Raw genomic sequence first — 15423 nt, 5'->3', positions numbered from 1 at the left:
CGGTCGCTCCGCCGCCCCCCGGAGTCTCCTCATCGGAATCTCAGCCCACGGCCCGGTGATTCAAAGGATCACCCAAGGTACGAGGCGCACGATGCACCCGCAAAGGCGGACATCTCAGGAAGGCCTCCCGTGGGCGACTGGCACATATCGAACCGGTCCGAGCAGTCGGAGAAGTGGTCCCGGCGCGGGATCCTCGCCGCTCTCGGCGCCGTACCGGCCGCGACCCTGCTGACGGGCTGCGGCGGCGGCACGGCGGACACCTCGCGGGAGTCGGCGGCGAGCGCGTCGGTGCGGGCGGCGACCAGGAAGGCGGTCGTCACGGTCACCCCGGCGAACGGCACCACGAAGGCCGGCTTCGACACGCCCGTCGAGGTCACGGTCACCGACGGGACCCTCGCCGCGGTGAAGGTGACCGGCGAGGACGGCTCCGCGCTGGAGGGCTCCTACAACGACGCCGGAACGACATGGACCTCGTCGAGGAATCCGTACTCGGGCACGACGTACACGGTCGCGGTCACGGCACGGGGCGGCACCGAGGAGACGGCCACCTTCACCACGAAGTCCCCCGGCGAGACCTTCGTGGGCTACTTCACCCCCGAGGCGGGCTCCACCTCCGGCGTCGGCATGCCCGTGTCGATCAACTTCACCCGTGCCGTGTCCGACCGGGCCGCCGTCCAGAAGGCGATCACCGTGACCGCGGAGCCGGCGGTGGAGGTCGTCGGCCACTGGTTCAGCGACACCCGCCTCGATTTCCGGCCCGAGACCTACTGGGCGGCCGGCACGAGGATCACGCTCGGTCTGCGGCTCAAGGACGTCCAGGGCGCGGACGGCGTCTACGGCGTGCAGTCGAAGGACGTCACCTTCCACATCGGCCGCGAGCAGATCAGCACGGTCGACCTGGCCACCGAGGAGATGACCGTCAGGCGGGGCGGCGAGACGGTCGCCACCTACCCGGTCAGCGGCGGCGACTCCGACCACACCACCTGGTCCGGGATCATGGTGATCAGCGAGCGGTTCAAGCAGACCCGCATGGAGTCCTCGACGGTCGGGCTCGGCGACGAGTACGACATCTCCGACGTCCCGCACGCCCAGCGCCTGACCACCTCCGGGACCTTCGTGCACGGCAACTACTGGGCGTCCACCTCGGTGTTCGGCAGCCGGAACACCAGCCACGGCTGCATCGGCCTGCACGACGCCAAGGGCGCGAACGACAGCTCCGTGGACGGCTACAAGTTCTACGACAGCTCGATGCTCGGTGACGTGGTGATCGTGAAGAACTCCGGCGAGCGGACCGTCGAGCCGTCCAACGGGCTCAACGGCTGGAACCTGTCGTGGTCGGACTGGAAGGCCGGCAGCGCGCTCTAGCCGTCACAGGAGCCGGGCGAGGGGCGGCCCCGGGCGAGGGCGACCGCGTTCTGCGGGGCGATCCGGAGTCCTGCCGGCAGCACCTGGGCCCCAGGGAAGCGTGGCGGGGCGTGACCGCAGGCGTCGGCGGGCTCCGACGCGCACCCTTCACACGGTGAACTCACCTGCGGTGCAGTGACTTTCACTGTTTCACCTCTTGACGACCGGAGTGGCCGAGAGCACATTGGGCGCACTTTGAGAGCGCTCTCAGAGCGTGCTCGAAGGGCTCCCCGCACCCCACCCCGTACCCGAGAGGCACCCCCATGAGCGAAACCTCCGGCATCCCCAGACGGCGACGGGCCCTCGTCGCCGTGCTCAGCACCCTCGGTCTGGCGGCCGCCCTCGCGACGGCCGCCACCCTCCCCGCCGACGCCTCCGCCCCCACCCCTCCCACGGGCTGGTCGCAGGTCTTCGTCGACGACTTCAACGGGTCCGCCGGGACCGGCGTCTCCACCTCCAACTGGCAGTACGCTACTGGCACCTCCTACCCCGGCGGCCCCGCCAACTGGGGCACCGGCGAGGTCGAGCGGATGACCAACAGCACGAGCAACGTCGCCCTGGACGGCAACGGCAACCTGCGCATCACCCCGCTCCGCGACGCGTCGGGCAACTGGACCTCGGGCCGCATCGAGACCAACCGCACCGACTTCCAGCCCCCGGCCGGCGGCAAGCTGCGCGTCGAGGCCCGCATCCAGATGCCCAACGTCACCGGCACCGCGGCCGAGGGCTACTGGCCCGCCTTCTGGATGCTCGGCGCGCCCTACCGCGGCAACTACCAGAACTGGCCGGGCGTCGGCGAGCTGGACATCATGGAGAACGTCCAGGGCCTGAACCGCGTCTGGGCCACCATGCACTGCGGCACCAACCCGGGCGGTCCCTGCAACGAGACCTCGGGCATCGGCAACAACGTCGCCTGTCCCGGCTCGACCTGCCAGTCGGCGTTCCACACCTACACCATGGAGTGGGACCGCTCGGTGAGCCCCGAGACGATCCGCTTCTACGTCGACGGCACCCAGTTCCACTCGGTCAACGCGAGCCAGATGGACGCGACGACCTGGGCCAACGCCACCAACCACGGGTACTTCATCATCCTCAACGTGGCGATGGGCGGCGCCTTCCCGGACGCGTTCGGCGGCGGACTCGACTCCGGCACCCAGTCCGGCGTGCCCATGGTCGTGGACTACGTCCAGGTGCTGTCGGCGAATGGGAGCGGTACCACGCCGCCGCCCTCGGGCGGCGGTGACGCCTACGGCACCCTCCAGGCGGAGTCCTTCACCAGCCAGAGCGGAGTCGGCACCGAGACCACGTCCGACACCGGCGGCGGCCAGAACATCGCCTCCCTGGCCAACGGCGACTGGGCGCTCTACCAGAACGTCGACTTCGGCTCCACGGCGGCCACGCAGTTCGTCGCCCGGGTGGCGAGCGGCGCGGCGAGCGGCGTGAGCGGTCTGGTGGAGGTGCGCCTGGACAGCCGTACCGCCACCCCGGTCGGCAGCTTCGCGCTCTCCAACACCGGTGGCTGGCAGTCCTGGAGGACGGTCCCGGCGAACATCAGCCGCGTGACCGGCACCCACAACGTCTATCTGACCTTCACCAGCGGCCAGCCGGCCGACTTCGTGAACGTGAACTGGTTCACCTTCGGGCACTGACCGACCGGTCGGGCCGCCCCGCGAGGCCGCCGAGCGGTCTCGCGGGGCGGCTTGTCACCCCAGATAGGCGGGCGCGACCGCGGAGTTCATCAGGCGGCGGGCCGTGCCGCCGCCGTCGGCGGGCACGGTCCACAGGTCGGAACCGTAGTCGCCGGGCAGGGCGTAGACGAGCGTGTCGTCGTCGGCCCACAGCGCCTGGTCGTCGAGGTTGCGGTGCTCGGCCGTCGCGGTCTCCTTCATGGTCCGCAGGTTCAGGACGTACAGACGCCAAGGGGCGTCGGGGGATGCCCCGTTGACGCGTTTCTTGTAGGCGACGCGGGTGCCGTCGGGCGAGAGGGAGGGGCATTCGACGTTGCGGTGCAGGGTGGTGAGGGTGCGCGCGGTGACGTCGCCCCGCACGAGGTACGTCCGGCCGCCGGTCGCCAGCGTGGCGTAGAAGCGGTTGTCGTCGGCGAAGGTGACACCCCAGACGTTGATGTCGGCGGCGTGGTACGCGCGGCCGTCCCTGACGACGTGGAAGGTCTCCAGGTTGTCGTCGATCGCCCAGGTACGGGTGTCCACGACGGCCGTGCGGGTGGAGAAGTCCGTGCCGGCGTACGAGTCCCCGCTGACGAACACCGTCCAGGCCACCATGTGCCCCGAGGGCGAGACCCGGGCCCGGGTGGGGATGCCGGCCGCCGGGAAGCGGTGGCGTTCACGAAGGCGCGCGTCGAGCACGACGGCGCGGTAGGTGTCCTCCAGCGCCCCGTGCACGGCCTGGAGGCAGATGCCGGTGCCGGCCGCCGCGTGGAAGCGCAGGCACTTCAATCCGGAGGCGGTGCGGAGGCCCTGCGGATCGTCGGCGGGGACGGTGGCGATCTCGTCGCGGTGCGGGCCCCAGGCGAGGTTGCGCACCAGCAGGCGACGTTCGGCCGTCGGGCGCAGTGAGACGGTGCCGGCCCGCACGGTCGGTCCGTCGGCCTGCTGCCGGTCGCGCAGGCCCGAGCGGTGGGCGGCGTACAGCACCGAGCCCGTGCCGACCGTCCCGAGCAGCAGGACGGCGAGGAGCAGGGTCACCAGACGGGTCGTGCGGGTCATGCGGGCACCTCGTCGGGGGTGGGGGTCTCGTCCGTGCCGCGCAGGACGAACGCGGCCATGACGGCGCCGGCGGCCAGGGCGGCCGCGGTGAGGGTGAGCGCGGTCCGCCCGTCCCACAGGCTCCAGGCCGCGCCGAAGGCGAGCGAGCAGGTGAACCGGGCCAGCGCCTGCGCGGTGCCGACCAGGGCCTGCCCCGCGCCCTGTTGCCGGGCGGGGACGACCGCGGCGGTGGCGGCCGCGAGCACTCCGTCGGTGGCCGCGTAGAAGGTGCCGTGCAGCACGAGGACGGCGAGCACGGCCGGGAGACCGTGCCACGGGCAGAGCACCAGGCCGTAGCCGAGCAGCAGGACACCGTGGCCGGCCAGGAAGAGCCGGCGGCGGCCGACGCGGTCCGCGAGGGCGCCGAGCGGCACGGCGAGCAGCAGGAAGAAGGCGGCGGTTCCGAGCGGCAGCAGCGGGAACAGATGGGCGGGCAGCTCCCCTTCCCGCTGGAGCAGCAGGTACAGGAAGGAGTCGCTGACCGTGGTCAGGCCGAGCAGGGCCGCGCACAGGGTCAGGCGGCGCAGTGCGGGCCGCCGCAGCAGCCCGAACGCGTCACGCAGGCCCGGGGGCCGGTCCGGTGCGGGCGGCGGGGGCCGCCGTACGGCGGGGGCGGGGGCGGGGGCGTCCACGCGGCGGGGCACGAAGAGCACCAGCACCAGGACGCCGAGCACGGCGACGCAGCCGCTGACCGCGAAGACCGCGTCGTAGCCGTCGACGGTGGCCCGCAGGACGGCGAAGGCGAGGAGCGGGCCGAGGAGCGCGCCGGTGGTGTCCATGGCGCGGTGGACGCCGAACGCCCGTCCCCGCTGGGCGGGTTCGGCCGCCAGGGAGATCATCGCGTCGCGCGGGGCGGTGCGCAGCCCTTTGCCGGTCCGGTCGACGGCGAGCACGGCGCCGAGCACGGGGAGGGTGTGGGCGAGGAGCAGCAGCGGCTTGCACAGCGCCGACAGGCCGTAGCCGAGGCCCGCCACGAGCTTGTGGCGGCGGCCTCCCCGGTCGGCGAGGTGGCCGCCGGCCAGCCGGACGAGGGCGCCGACGCCGTTGTTGATGCCGTCGAGGAGGCCGAAGCCGAGGGGCGAGAGGCCGAGGCCCGCGACCACGTACAGCGGCAGGACGGCCGTCACCATCTCCGAGGAGACGTCCGTGATCAGGCTGACCGCGCCCAGCGCCAGCACGGTGGAGGGCACGGCGGCCGGCCGCCGCCCCGGACGGGTGTCCGGGACGACGGCGGCCTCGGTGCCGCGGGAACCCGTGCTCCGGGAGTCCGCGAGGTACACGGGCGTCAGTTCCAGATGCCGGTGATGTCGGAGGCCGAGGCGGCGTTGCCCGCGTGGGCGCTCAGACCGGCCAGGTCCTCCACCGTGCGCAGCACGTTGTAGTGGTTGTAGGTCGTGGAGCTGGAGCTGCCGGGGGCGACGTGCTGCCCGTAGAACAGGGTGGGGATGCGGTTGCCGGAGAGCTTGTTGTCCTCGTCGAAGGTGACGGCGAGGATGCTGTTGTGGGTCCTGGCCCAGGTGGCGTAGGCGCCCAGGTTGTTCTTGATCCAGGTGTCGCCGGTGGAGACCGAGCAGTCGTGCATGTCGTTGCACAGGTTCGGGACGACGAAGGACACCTTGGGCAGGGCCGTGTAGTCGGTCGGGAACTGCGCGAAGGTCTTCGCGGTGCTGGTCGGCACGTTGGAGAAGCCGAACCAGGGGTTGTGCTTCTGGGCGTAGTTCCCGCTGCTGCAGGTCGTCGAGCCCTGGCTGGGCAGCGACTCGTTGTAGCTCGCCCAGGTCTTGCCCGCGGCGATCAGCTCGGAGGCGAGGTTGGGCTTGCCGATGGAGCCGACGCTCACGCAACTGTCGTCGGTGCGGCCCTGGTTGGAGCCGGAGAAGAGCATGTAGTAGTTCGGCTCGCTGGGGTGGGTGAGGCCGTAGGACTGAGTGAGGCTGGCGCCACCCGCCTTGAGGGTGTTGTTGAGGTAGGGGGCGCTGGAGCTGCCGATGACCTGCGAGTAGGCGTGGTTCTCCAGCACCACGACCACGACGTGGTCGGGGGTGGGCAGAGCGGCTGCCTCGGCGCTGGAGGCCGTCGCGGCCCACACGCCGATCGAGGTGGCGGTGAGGGCGAGGGCTCCGGCGAGTGCGGAGAGAGAACGTCGGTTGCGCTGGGGTGCCTTGACGGCGGCCATGACTGTCCTCCGGACAGAGGTGACGGACGTTCGGGGGGAGCGGCGCCGCAACCCTAGGAGCCGTCGGCCGGGTCCACGTGAAGGCCGGGCGAACCGTGGGCTCCGCCAGGCAAAGATCACCCCACGCACAGGTCATGCACAGCAAAGGGACGGTCAAGTGGTCACAGCGCTGGGCGGTTTGACGCGATGTCACCCGTTCTCACGAAAGTCACCCCTCCTCACGAAAGTCACCCGTCCTCACGGATGCCACCCGTCCTCACGAAAGTCACCCGTCCTCGCGGAAGACACAGAACTCGTTCCCCTCGGGATCGGTCAGCACCCAGTGGTCCGCGAACCGGTCCCGGACCCTCGCACCGAGTCCGACGAGCCGCTCGGCCTCCGCCGCCGGGTCCGGGGCGGACAGGTCCGGATGGACCCGGTTCTTGCCGCTCTTGGGCTCGGGCACCCGCTGGAAGAACATCCGGGGTCCGCCCCGCGAGGACTCGACGAGCACGGTCGGGTCGTCCTCGACGTCCGTGATGCCGAGGGCGCGCAGCCGGGCCAACTCCTCGTCGTCGTAGGGAGCCACGGCGTAGCCGTCCGTCGCGGCGGCCCAGAACCGTGCCGTGGCGGCGGGACGCGCACAGTCGAAGACGATGTCGCGCAGTCGGGCCATGGGGTTCACTCCTGTCGAAGTTCCGTCCGGAAGGCGGCCGGTGTCATGTCGGTGTGCTGCTGGAAGAACTTGGAGAAGTTCGCGGCGTCGGGGAACCCCACCGCCGCTCCCACCCGTCCGATCGGCATGTCGGTGTGGGCGAGGAGCCGCTTCGCCTCCAGCACGACCCGCTTGTCGATGAACCCCTTGGGGGTCTCCCCCGTGGCCGCGCGCACCGCGCGCACGAGGGTCCGGCGGGAGTAGCCGAGGGCGTCGGCGTACGCGCTGACGCTGTGGTTCGTGGCGAAGCCCTTCTCCACGGCGTCCCGGAACAGGGTGAACGTCGACTCGGTGCGCCGCCCGGCCTCCGCCGAGCTCGCGGCGAGGTGGGCGAGCCGCAGCAGGAACGCCGTCAGCGCGTGCCGCAGCACCGAGGTGTGCAGGCTCAGCGGCAGGGTGGCGGTGTCCTCGTACTCCCTCTGCAGCAGGGCCAGCGAGGCCTTGAGACCCGCCAACTGGGCGGCGGAGGGGCGCAGCAGGGGCGGCAGGTCGTAGCGGTAGAGCCCCGTCGCCTCCACCGTGGCCCGCGGCAGGAAGCCCGGTTGCATGATCAGGACGGTTCCGCGGTACTCGCTCGTCGGTGAGAAGCGGTGGACCTGGCCCGGGCGGATCCACAGGAGGTCGCCCGCTGCGGCCTCGTACTCGGCGAAGTCGATCATGTGGCGCACGGGGCCGCCGTCGAAGAGCATCACGACATGGAAGTCGATGCGGTGCACGCGCTCCAACGGGGCATCCGCGTGCCAGGTGCGGTCGGCTCCCATGGGGCCGACCTGCATGCCGACTCCGCACACACTCAGCTCGCTGGGGAAGGGGAACGTTCTGATCCCGTCCACGCCGCCGTCACCGTCTCCACCTTGGATGGAGCCTTGGGATGTTCTGTCCGCCATGTCCTGCTCGTGCCGCCTGCCTGGAGCGTTCCGTGTCCCACTTTCACCACAGGCTGACACACGGCGACCTTCCCTCGTAAAAGTCAGACTTTTAAGTTTGAACACGTCAGACCAGCAATCCCGCTCCGATCGAGGACTTCTTGAAGATGAGCACGCAGACACCGGACAGCTTCGAATGGACCGAACTCGACCGGCGTGCCGTCGACACCGCCCGCCTCTTGGCGGCGGATGCCGTGCAGCAGGTCGGCAACGGCCACCCGGGCACCGCGATGAGTCTCGCTCCCGCGGCGTACACGATCTTTCAGAAGGTGATGCGTCACGACCCCGCCGATCCCGAGTGGACCGGCCGTGACCGCTTCGTTCTCTCCCCCGGGCACACCTCGCTGACGCTCTACACCCAGCTCTACCTCTCCGGGTACGAGCTGGAGCTCGACGACCTCAAGGCCTTCCGCACCCACGGCTCCAAGACGCCCGGTCACCCCGAGTACGGGCACACGGCCGGTGTCGAGACCACGACCGGGCCGCTCGGCCAGGGCGTCGCCAACGCCGTCGGCATGGCGATGGCCGCCCGCTACGAGCGCGGCCTCTTCGACCCCGAGGCCCCCGAGGGCGAGTCGCCCTTCGACCACACCATCTGGGCGATCGTCTCCGACGGCGACCTGGAGGAGGGCATCTCCGCCGAGGCCTCCTCCCTCGCCGGCCACCAGAAGCTCGGCAACCTGGTCTTCCTCTACGACGACAACCACATCTCCATCGAGGGCGACACCGCCACCGCGTTCTCCGAGGACGTGCTGAAGCGCTACGAGGCCTACGGCTGGCACACCCAGCGCGTCGAGCCCGCTGCCGACGGCGACATCGACGTCCACGCCCTGTACGGCGCCCTGAAGGCGGCCCAGGCCGAGACGGACCGGCCCTCGATCATCGCGATGCGCACGATCATCGCCTGGCCCGCGCCGAACGCGCGGAACACCGAGGCCGCCCACGGCTCGGCGCTCGGCGCCGACGAGGTCGCGGCCACCAAGCGGCTCCTCGGCTTCGACCCGGAGCGCGCCTTCCAGGTCGACGACGAGGTCCTCGCCCACACCCGGCTGGCCCTGGACCGGGGCGCCGAGGCGCACACGGCCTGGGACAAGCAGATCTCCGCGTGGCGCGGTGAGCGGCCCGAGCGGGCCGAGCTGTTCGACCGGATCGTCGCCGGCCAGCTCCCCGAGGGCTGGGAGTCCGCGATCCCGGTCTTCGAGGAGGGCAAGTCCGTCGCCACCCGTGCCGCCTCCGGCAAGGTGCTCCAGGCGCTGGGCCCGGTCCTTCCGGAACTGTGGGGCGGTTCCGCCGACCTCGCCGGCTCAAACAACACCACCATCGACAAGACCAGCTCCTTCCTGCCGAAGGGCAACGCGCTGCCGGAGGCCGACCCGTACGGCCGAACCGTCCACTTCGGGATCCGCGAGCACTCGATGGCCGCCGAGATGAACGGCATCGCGCTGCACGGCAACACCCGGATCTACGGCGGCACCTTCCTGGTGTTCTCCGACTACATGCGCAACGCCGTGCGCCTGTCCGCCCTGATGCAGCTCCCCGTGACCTACGTCTGGACGCACGACTCCATCGGGCTCGGCGAGGACGGCCCGACCCACCAGCCCGTCGAGCACCTCGCGTCCCTGCGCGCCATCCCGGGCCTGAACGTCGTGCGCCCGGCCGACGCCAACGAGACCGCGATCGCCTGGGCCGAGATCCTGAAGCGGCACGCCACCGACCCGGCCCCGCACGGCCTCGCCCTCACCCGTCAGGGCGTACCGACGTACGCGCCGAACCCGGACGCGGCCAGGGGCGGGTACGTGCTCCGGGACTCCTCCACCGGGACCCCGGACGTCGTCCTGATCGCCACCGGCTCCGAGGTGCAGCTCGCCGTCGCCGCGCGGGAGCGGCTGGAGGCGGAGGGGGTCGGCACCCGGGTGGTGTCCATGCCGTCCGTGGAGTGGTTCGAGGAGCAGCCGCGGGAGTACCGGGAGAGCGTCCTTCCGCCGTCCGTGCGAGCCCGGGTCGCAATCGAGGCCGGTATCGGTCTCACGTGGTACCGCTTCACAGGTGACGCAGGACGCATCGTCTCCCTCGAACACTTCGGCGCCTCCGCCGACGCGAAGACCCTCTTCGCCGAGTACGGCTTCACCCCCGAGAACGTCGTCGCGGCCGCCAGGGAATCACTGGCCGCCGCGCGTGGTTGATCCGACCGCCAGAAAGAAGATGATCACTGTGACCGAAGCGACCGCGACCGCGGGAGCACTCAGGCGCCTCTCCGACGAGGGCGTCTCCATCTGGCTGGACGACCTGTCACGGGGACGGATCGAGTCGGGGAACCTGGCCGGGCTCGTCGCCACGAAGCACGTCGTCGGCGTCACCACCAACCCGTCCATCTTCCAGGCCGCCATCGGCTCCGGAGCGGGTTACGAGGAGCAGCTCGGCGACCTCGCCGCCCGGGGCGTGACGGTCGACGAGGCCGTACGGATGATGACCACGGCCGACGTCCGCGCCGCCGCCGACGTGCTGCGCCCCGTGCACGACGCCACCGGCGGCCGGGACGGCCGGGTCTCCATCGAGGTCGACCCGCGCCTCGCCCACGACACCCGGGCGACGATCGCCGAGGCCAAGCAGCTCGCCTGGCTGGTCGACCGCCCGAACGTCATGATCAAGATCCCGGCGACCAGGGCGGGCCTCCCGGCGATCACCGAGGTCATCGGCCTCGGGATCAGCGTCAACGTCACGCTGATCTTCTCCCTGGAGCGCTACCGCGAGGTGATGGACGCCTACCTCGCCGGTCTGGAGAAGGCCGCGAAGAACGGCCTCGACCTCTCCATGATCCACTCCGTCGCCTCCTTCTTCGTCTCCCGGGTCGACTCCGAGATCGACAAGCGGCTCACGGTCCTCGGCACGGACCGGGCCCGCGCGCTCAAGGGCCGGGCGGCGCTCGCCAACGCGCGGCTCGCCTACCATGCCTACGAAGAGGTCTTCGCCTCGTCCCGCTGGACCGCCCTCGGTGGCGCCCGCGCCAACAAGCAGCGCCCGCTGTGGGCCTCGACCGGCGTGAAGGACCCGTCCTACAAGGACACCCTCTACGTGGACGAGCTGGTCGCGCCCGGCACGGTCAACACCATGCCGGAGGCCACGCTGAACGCCACCGCCGACCACGGCGTGATCACCGGCGACACGGTGAGCGGCGGCTACGCGCAGGCCCGCGCCGACCTGGCCGCCGTGGAGGCACTGGGCATCTCGTACGACGAGGTCGTGCAGCAGTTGGAGGACGAGGGCGTCGCCAAGTTCGAGGCCGCCTGGCAGGACCTCCTGGACGCCGTCACGAAGTCGCTGAACAGCAAGGGAGTGGACGCGGAATGACCATCACCGCCGACTGGGAGAACCCGCTGCGCGACGAGCGCGACCGGCGTCTCCCCCGGATCGCCGGCCCCTCCGGGCTCGTCATCTTCGGCGTCACCGGCGACCTGTCCCGCAAGAAGCTGATGCCGGCCGTCTACGACCTCGCCAACCGCGGGATGCTCCCGCCGGGCTTCTCGCTCGTCGGGTTCGCCCGCCGGGACTGGGAGGACGAGGACTTCGCGCAGATCGTGCACGACTCCGTGCGCGAGCACGCGCGCACCGAGTTCCGCGAGGAGGTCTGGCAGCAGCTCGCCGAGGGGATGCGGTTCATCCCGGGCGACTTCGACGACGACACGGCGTTCAAGCAGCTCCGCCAGACCGTGGAGGACCTGGACAAGGCCCGCGGCACCAGCGGCAACTACGCCTTCTACCTCTCCGTACCGCCGAAGTTCTTCCCTAAGGTCGTCCAGCAGCTCAAGAAGCACGGGCTGGCGAACGCGCCCGAGGGGTCCTGGCGGCGGGCGGTCATCGAGAAGCCGTTCGGCCGCGACCTGAAGAGCGCCCGCGAGCTCAACGCCCTCGTGCACGACGTGTTCGAACCGGACCAGGTCTTCCGCATCGACCACTACCTGGGCAAGGAGACCGTCCAGAACATCCTGGCGCTGCGCTTCGCCAACCAGATGTACGAACCCATCTGGAACCGGTCCTTCGTGGACCACGTGCAGATCACGATGGCCGAGGACATCGGCATCGGCGGCCGGGCCGGTTACTACGACGGCATCGGCGCCGCCCGTGACGTCATCCAGAACCACCTGCTCCAGCTCATGGCGCTGACCGCCATGGAGGAGCCGGCCGCCTTCGACGCCGAGTCGCTGCTCACCGAGAAGCTGAAGGTCCTCAGGGCCGTGAAGCTGCCGGAGGACCTCGGCAAGCACACCGTGCGCGGCCAGTACGCGGGCGCCTGGCAGGGCGGCGAGAAGGTGCTCGGGTACCTGGAGGAGGACGGCATCGACGCGGCCTCCACCACGGACACGTACGCGGCCGTCAGGCTGAACGTGGACAACCGGCGCTGGGCGGGCGTCCCCTTCTACCTGCGCACCGGCAAGCGGCTGGGCCGCCGGGTCACCGAGATCGCGGTCGTCTTCCAGACGGCCCCGCACTCGCCCTTCGACTCCACGGCCACCGAGGAGCTCGGCTCCAACGCGATCGTGATCCGGGTGCAGCCGGACGAGGGCATGACGGTCCGGTTCGGGTCGAAGGTGCCGGGCACCTCGATGGAGATCCGGGACGTGACGATGGACTTCGCCTACGGCGAGTCGTTCACCGAGTCCAGCCCGGAGGCCTACGAGCGGCTCATCCTGGATGTCCTCCTCGGGGACGCCAACCTGTTCCCGCGTCACCAGGAAGTGGAAGAGTCCTGGAAGATCCTCGACCCGATCGAGGAGCACTGGGCGAACCACGGCCGTCCGGCGCAGTACGCGTCGGGTACCTGGGGACCCGAGGAAGCCGACGAGATGCTCGCACGAGACGGACGGAGCTGGCGCAGGCCATGAAGATCGACCTGACCGACACCACGGCAAGCAAGATCAACAAGGCGCTGGTGCAGGGTCGCCGCGCCATCGGAACGCCCGCCGTGGGCATGGTCCTGACGATGGTGATCGTCACGGACGAGGAGAACGCCTACGACGCGATCAAGGCGGCCGAGGAGGCCTCGCACGAGCACCCCTCGCGCACCCTGGTCGTCATCAAGCGGCACGCCCGCACCCCGCGCGACCGCACCAACTCGCACCTCGACGCCGAGGTCCGGGTGGGCGCCGACGCCGGCACCGGCGAGACGGTCGTGCTGCGGACCTACGGCGAGGTGTCCGACCACGCCGACTCCGTGGTGCTGCCGCTGCTGCTGCCCGACGCCCCGGTCGTGGTGTGGTGGCCGGTGGACGCGCCGGAGAACCCCGCGAAGGACCCGCTGGGCGCGCTGGCCCAGCGCCGGATCACCGACCTGTACGCCGTGGCGAACCCCCTCGACGTCCTCGCCGCCCGGGTCCGCTCCTACGCGCCCGGCGACACGGACCTCGCCTGGACCCGGCTGACGCCGTGGCGCTCGATGCTGGCGGCGGCCCTCGACCAGGCCCGCGCGGAGATCATCTCCGGGGCCGTGGAGGCCGAGGCCGAGAACCCGGCCGCCGAACTGCTCGCGCGCTGGCTGGAGGCGCGGCTGAAGGTGAGGATCGACCGGGTGGTCACCGACGGTCCGGTCGTCACGGCCGTCCGGCTGGGCACCGCGAACGGCGAGATCGTCATCGACCGCCCCGAGGGCCCGCTGGCCACGCTGTCCCTGCCGGGCCAGCCCTCCCGCACCCTCGCGCTGAAGGTCCGCTCCACCTCCGAACTGATCGCCGAGGAGCTCCGCCGCCTCGACGCCGACGAGATGTACGCCGTGGCCCTGCGGGGCGAGGGCACCAAGGAGACGCCTGCTCATGTCTGACTCCCCCCTTCTCACGCGCCGCCCCGAGTGGACGGCCCTGGAGGACCACCGCGCCGAGCAGCACGCGCATCTGCGTGAGCTGTTCGCCGACGACCCGGGCCGCGCCGAGCGGTACGTGGTGCGCGTGGGCGATCTGCGCATCGACTACTCCAAGCACCTGGTCACCGACGAGACCCTGGCCCTGCTCCAGGAACTGGCCGCCGCCACCGATGTGTTCGGGCTGCGGGACGCGATGTTCCGCGGTGAGCGGATCAACCTCACCGAGGACCGGGCGGTGCTGCACACCGCGCTACGCGCCCCGCGCGGCGCGGTGATCGAGGTCGACGGGGAGAACGTCGTCCCGGGTGTGCACGCCGTGCTGGACAGGATGAGCGACTTCGCGAACCGGGTCCGCTCCGGCGAGTGGACCGGCCACACCGGCAAGCGGATCAGGAACGTCGTCAACATCGGCATCGGCGGCTCCGACCTCGGCCCCGCCATGGCCTACGAGGCCCTGCGGGCCTTCACGGCACGGGAGTTGACCTTCCGGTTCGTCTCCAACGTGGACGGCGCCGACCTGCACGAGGCGGTGCGGGACCTGGACCCGGCGGAGACCCTGTTCATCGTCGCGTCCAAGACGTTCACCACGATCGAGACGATCACCAACGCCACCTCGGCCCGCACCTGGCTGCTGGAGGGCCCGGGCGGTCTCCACGACGACAAGGCCGTCGCGAAGCACTTCGTGGCGCTGTCGACGAACGCCGAGAAGGTCACCGACTTCGGCATCGACCCGGACAACATGTTCGAGTTCTGGGACTGGGTCGGCGGCCGCTACTCCTACGACTCGGCGATCGGCCTCTCCCTGATGATCGCCATCGGCCCGGACCGGTTCCGGGAGATGCTCGACGGCTTCCGGATCATCGACGAGCACTTCCGCACCGCCCCGGCCGAGTCCAACGCCCCGCTGCTGCTGGGCCTGCTCGGCGTCTGGTACGGCAACTTCCACGACGCCCAGTCGCACGCGGTCCTGCCCTACTCGCACTACCTGTCGAAGTTCACCGCCTACCTCCAGCAGCTCGACATGGAGTCCAACGGCAAGTCGGTGGACCGCGACGGCCACCCGGTGCAGTGGCAGACCGGGCCGGTGGTGTGGGGCACGCCCGGCACCAACGGGCAGCACGCCTACTACCAGTTGATCCACCAGGGCACCAAGCTGATCCCGGCCGACCTCATCGGCTTCGCCCGTCCGGTCGGCGAGCTGAGCGACGAACTCAAGGCGCAGCACGACCTGTTGATGGCCAACCTGTTCGCGCAGGGACAGGCGCTCGCCTTCGGCAAGACCGCCGAGGAGGTGCGCGCGGAGGGCGTGGCCGAGAAGCAGGTGGCGCACCGCACCTTCCAGGGCAACCACCCGACGACCACGATCCTCGCCAAGGAGCTCACCCCGTCCGTCCTCGGCCAGCTCATCGCCCTCTACGAGCACAAGGTGTTCGTCCAGGGCGCGATCTGGAACATCGACTCCTTCGACCAGTGGGGCGTCGAGCTCGGCAAGGTCCTCGCCAAGCGCGTCGAGCCCGCCCTGACCGAGGGCGCGGACGTCCCCGGCCTCGACCCCTCCACCACCGCCCTGGTGGCCGCCTACCGTGAACTGAAGGAAGTGCACTGAC

12 protein-coding genes are annotated in these 15423 nt (G+C 70.8%); 7 read left to right on the top strand and 5 right to left on the bottom strand.

Annotation, left to right across the window (positions count from 1 at the left end; genetic code table 11):
- Positions 1 to 129: 129 nt before the first annotated feature.
- Together ACZ66S_RS09835 and ACZ66S_RS09830 are read left to right on the top strand one after the other, a co-directional pair.
- Positions 130 to 1365: a L,D-transpeptidase gene (locus ACZ66S_RS09835; RefSeq protein WP_469900984.1), complete on the top strand. Its 1236-nt coding sequence runs from the start codon at positions 130 to 132 to the stop codon at positions 1363 to 1365.
- A gap of 302 nt (positions 1366 to 1667) precedes the next feature.
- Complete coding sequence (locus ACZ66S_RS09830; protein WP_469900983.1) at positions 1668 to 3053, top strand: glycoside hydrolase family 16 protein; 1386 nt, start codon at positions 1668 to 1670, stop codon at positions 3051 to 3053.
- A gap of 54 nt (positions 3054 to 3107) precedes the next feature.
- Here the strand turns inward: ACZ66S_RS09830 and ACZ66S_RS09825 are convergent, their stop codons facing one another.
- From ACZ66S_RS09825 to ACZ66S_RS09805, 5 genes are all read right to left on the bottom strand, one after another.
- A complete protein-coding gene (locus tag ACZ66S_RS09825; RefSeq protein WP_469900982.1) occupies positions 3108 to 4130 on the bottom strand; it encodes a TolB family protein in 1023 nt (340 codons plus the stop codon).
- The gene (locus ACZ66S_RS09820; RefSeq protein ID WP_469900981.1) at positions 4127 to 5449 is read right to left on the bottom strand and encodes an MFS transporter; all 1323 of its coding nucleotides are present in this window, start codon (positions 5447 to 5449) and stop codon (positions 4127 to 4129) included. The genes ACZ66S_RS09825 and ACZ66S_RS09820 overlap by 4 nt, the downstream gene beginning before the upstream one ends.
- 5 nt (positions 5450 to 5454) lie before the next feature.
- Positions 5455 to 6345: an alkaline phosphatase family protein gene (locus ACZ66S_RS09815; protein WP_469900980.1), complete on the bottom strand. Its 891-nt coding sequence runs from the start codon at positions 6343 to 6345 to the stop codon at positions 5455 to 5457.
- A 265-nt stretch (positions 6346 to 6610) separates the two neighbouring features.
- Positions 6611 to 7000, bottom strand: a complete 390-nt coding sequence (locus ACZ66S_RS09810; protein WP_469900979.1) for a VOC family protein — start codon at positions 6998 to 7000, stop codon at positions 6611 to 6613.
- Positions 7001 to 7005: 5 nt separating this feature from the next.
- Positions 7006 to 7926, bottom strand: coding sequence for a helix-turn-helix transcriptional regulator (locus tag ACZ66S_RS09805; RefSeq protein WP_469900978.1), 921 nt, complete (start codon positions 7924 to 7926; stop codon positions 7006 to 7008).
- Positions 7927 to 8072: 146 nt separating this feature from the next.
- On the opposite strand from ACZ66S_RS09805, the gene tkt reads away from it, so the two are divergent.
- Genes tkt through pgi form a run of 5 tightly spaced genes read left to right on the top strand, consistent with a single transcriptional unit; the run spans position 8073 to position 15422 of the window.
- On the top strand, positions 8073 to 10148 hold the full coding sequence (tkt, locus tag ACZ66S_RS09800) for a transketolase (RefSeq protein ID WP_469900977.1): 2076 nt from the start codon (positions 8073 to 8075) through the stop codon (positions 10146 to 10148).
- Between the two features lie 19 nt (positions 10149 to 10167).
- Positions 10168 to 11313 (top strand): transaldolase, encoded by a 1146-nt coding sequence (gene tal, locus ACZ66S_RS09795; protein WP_469900976.1) that lies wholly within the window; start codon positions 10168 to 10170, stop codon positions 11311 to 11313.
- Complete coding sequence (gene zwf, locus ACZ66S_RS09790) at positions 11310 to 12845, top strand: glucose-6-phosphate dehydrogenase (RefSeq protein ID WP_469900975.1); 1536 nt, start codon at positions 11310 to 11312, stop codon at positions 12843 to 12845. Before tal ends, zwf begins: the two co-directional genes overlap by 4 nt.
- Positions 12842 to 13777, top strand: coding sequence for a glucose-6-phosphate dehydrogenase assembly protein OpcA (opcA, locus tag ACZ66S_RS09785; protein ID WP_469900974.1), 936 nt, complete (start codon positions 12842 to 12844; stop codon positions 13775 to 13777). The genes zwf and opcA overlap by 4 nt, the downstream gene beginning before the upstream one ends.
- Positions 13770 to 15422 carry a glucose-6-phosphate isomerase gene (pgi, locus tag ACZ66S_RS09780; RefSeq protein WP_469900973.1) on the top strand — a complete coding sequence of 551 codons (1653 nt, stop codon included), beginning with the start codon at positions 13770 to 13772 and terminating at the stop codon, positions 15420 to 15422. The genes opcA and pgi overlap by 8 nt, the downstream gene beginning before the upstream one ends.
- Position 15423 lies beyond the last annotated feature (1 nt).

The sequence above is a fragment of the Streptomyces sp. NPDC107471 genome (assembly GCF_055582845.1).
The sequence above is the reverse complement of the archived record's forward strand: the minus strand, read 5'-3'. Positions and strand labels throughout refer to the sequence as shown.

Coding starts and splice junctions, on each gene's coding strand:
- ACZ66S_RS09805 (WP_469900978.1), bottom strand. CDS start 7,926: ATGGCGGACAGAACATCCCAAGGCTCCATCCAAGGTGGAGACGGTGAC.
- tal (WP_469900976.1), top strand. CDS start 10,168: ATGATCACTGTGACCGAAGCGACCGCGACCGCGGGAGCACTCAGGCGC.
- ACZ66S_RS09815 (WP_469900980.1), bottom strand. CDS start 6,345: ATGGCCGCCGTCAAGGCACCCCAGCGCAACCGACGTTCTCTCTCCGCA.
- ACZ66S_RS09830 (WP_469900983.1), top strand. CDS start 1,668: ATGAGCGAAACCTCCGGCATCCCCAGACGGCGACGGGCCCTCGTCGCC.
- pgi (WP_469900973.1), top strand. CDS start 13,770: ATGTCTGACTCCCCCCTTCTCACGCGCCGCCCCGAGTGGACGGCCCTG.
- ACZ66S_RS09810 (WP_469900979.1), bottom strand. CDS start 7,000: ATGGCCCGACTGCGCGACATCGTCTTCGACTGTGCGCGTCCCGCCGCC.
- tkt (WP_469900977.1), top strand. CDS start 8,073: ATGAGCACGCAGACACCGGACAGCTTCGAATGGACCGAACTCGACCGG.
- ACZ66S_RS09825 (WP_469900982.1), bottom strand. CDS start 4,130: ATGACCCGCACGACCCGTCTGGTGACCCTGCTCCTCGCCGTCCTGCTG.
- opcA (WP_469900974.1), top strand. CDS start 12,842: ATGAAGATCGACCTGACCGACACCACGGCAAGCAAGATCAACAAGGCG.
- zwf (WP_469900975.1), top strand. CDS start 11,310: ATGACCATCACCGCCGACTGGGAGAACCCGCTGCGCGACGAGCGCGAC.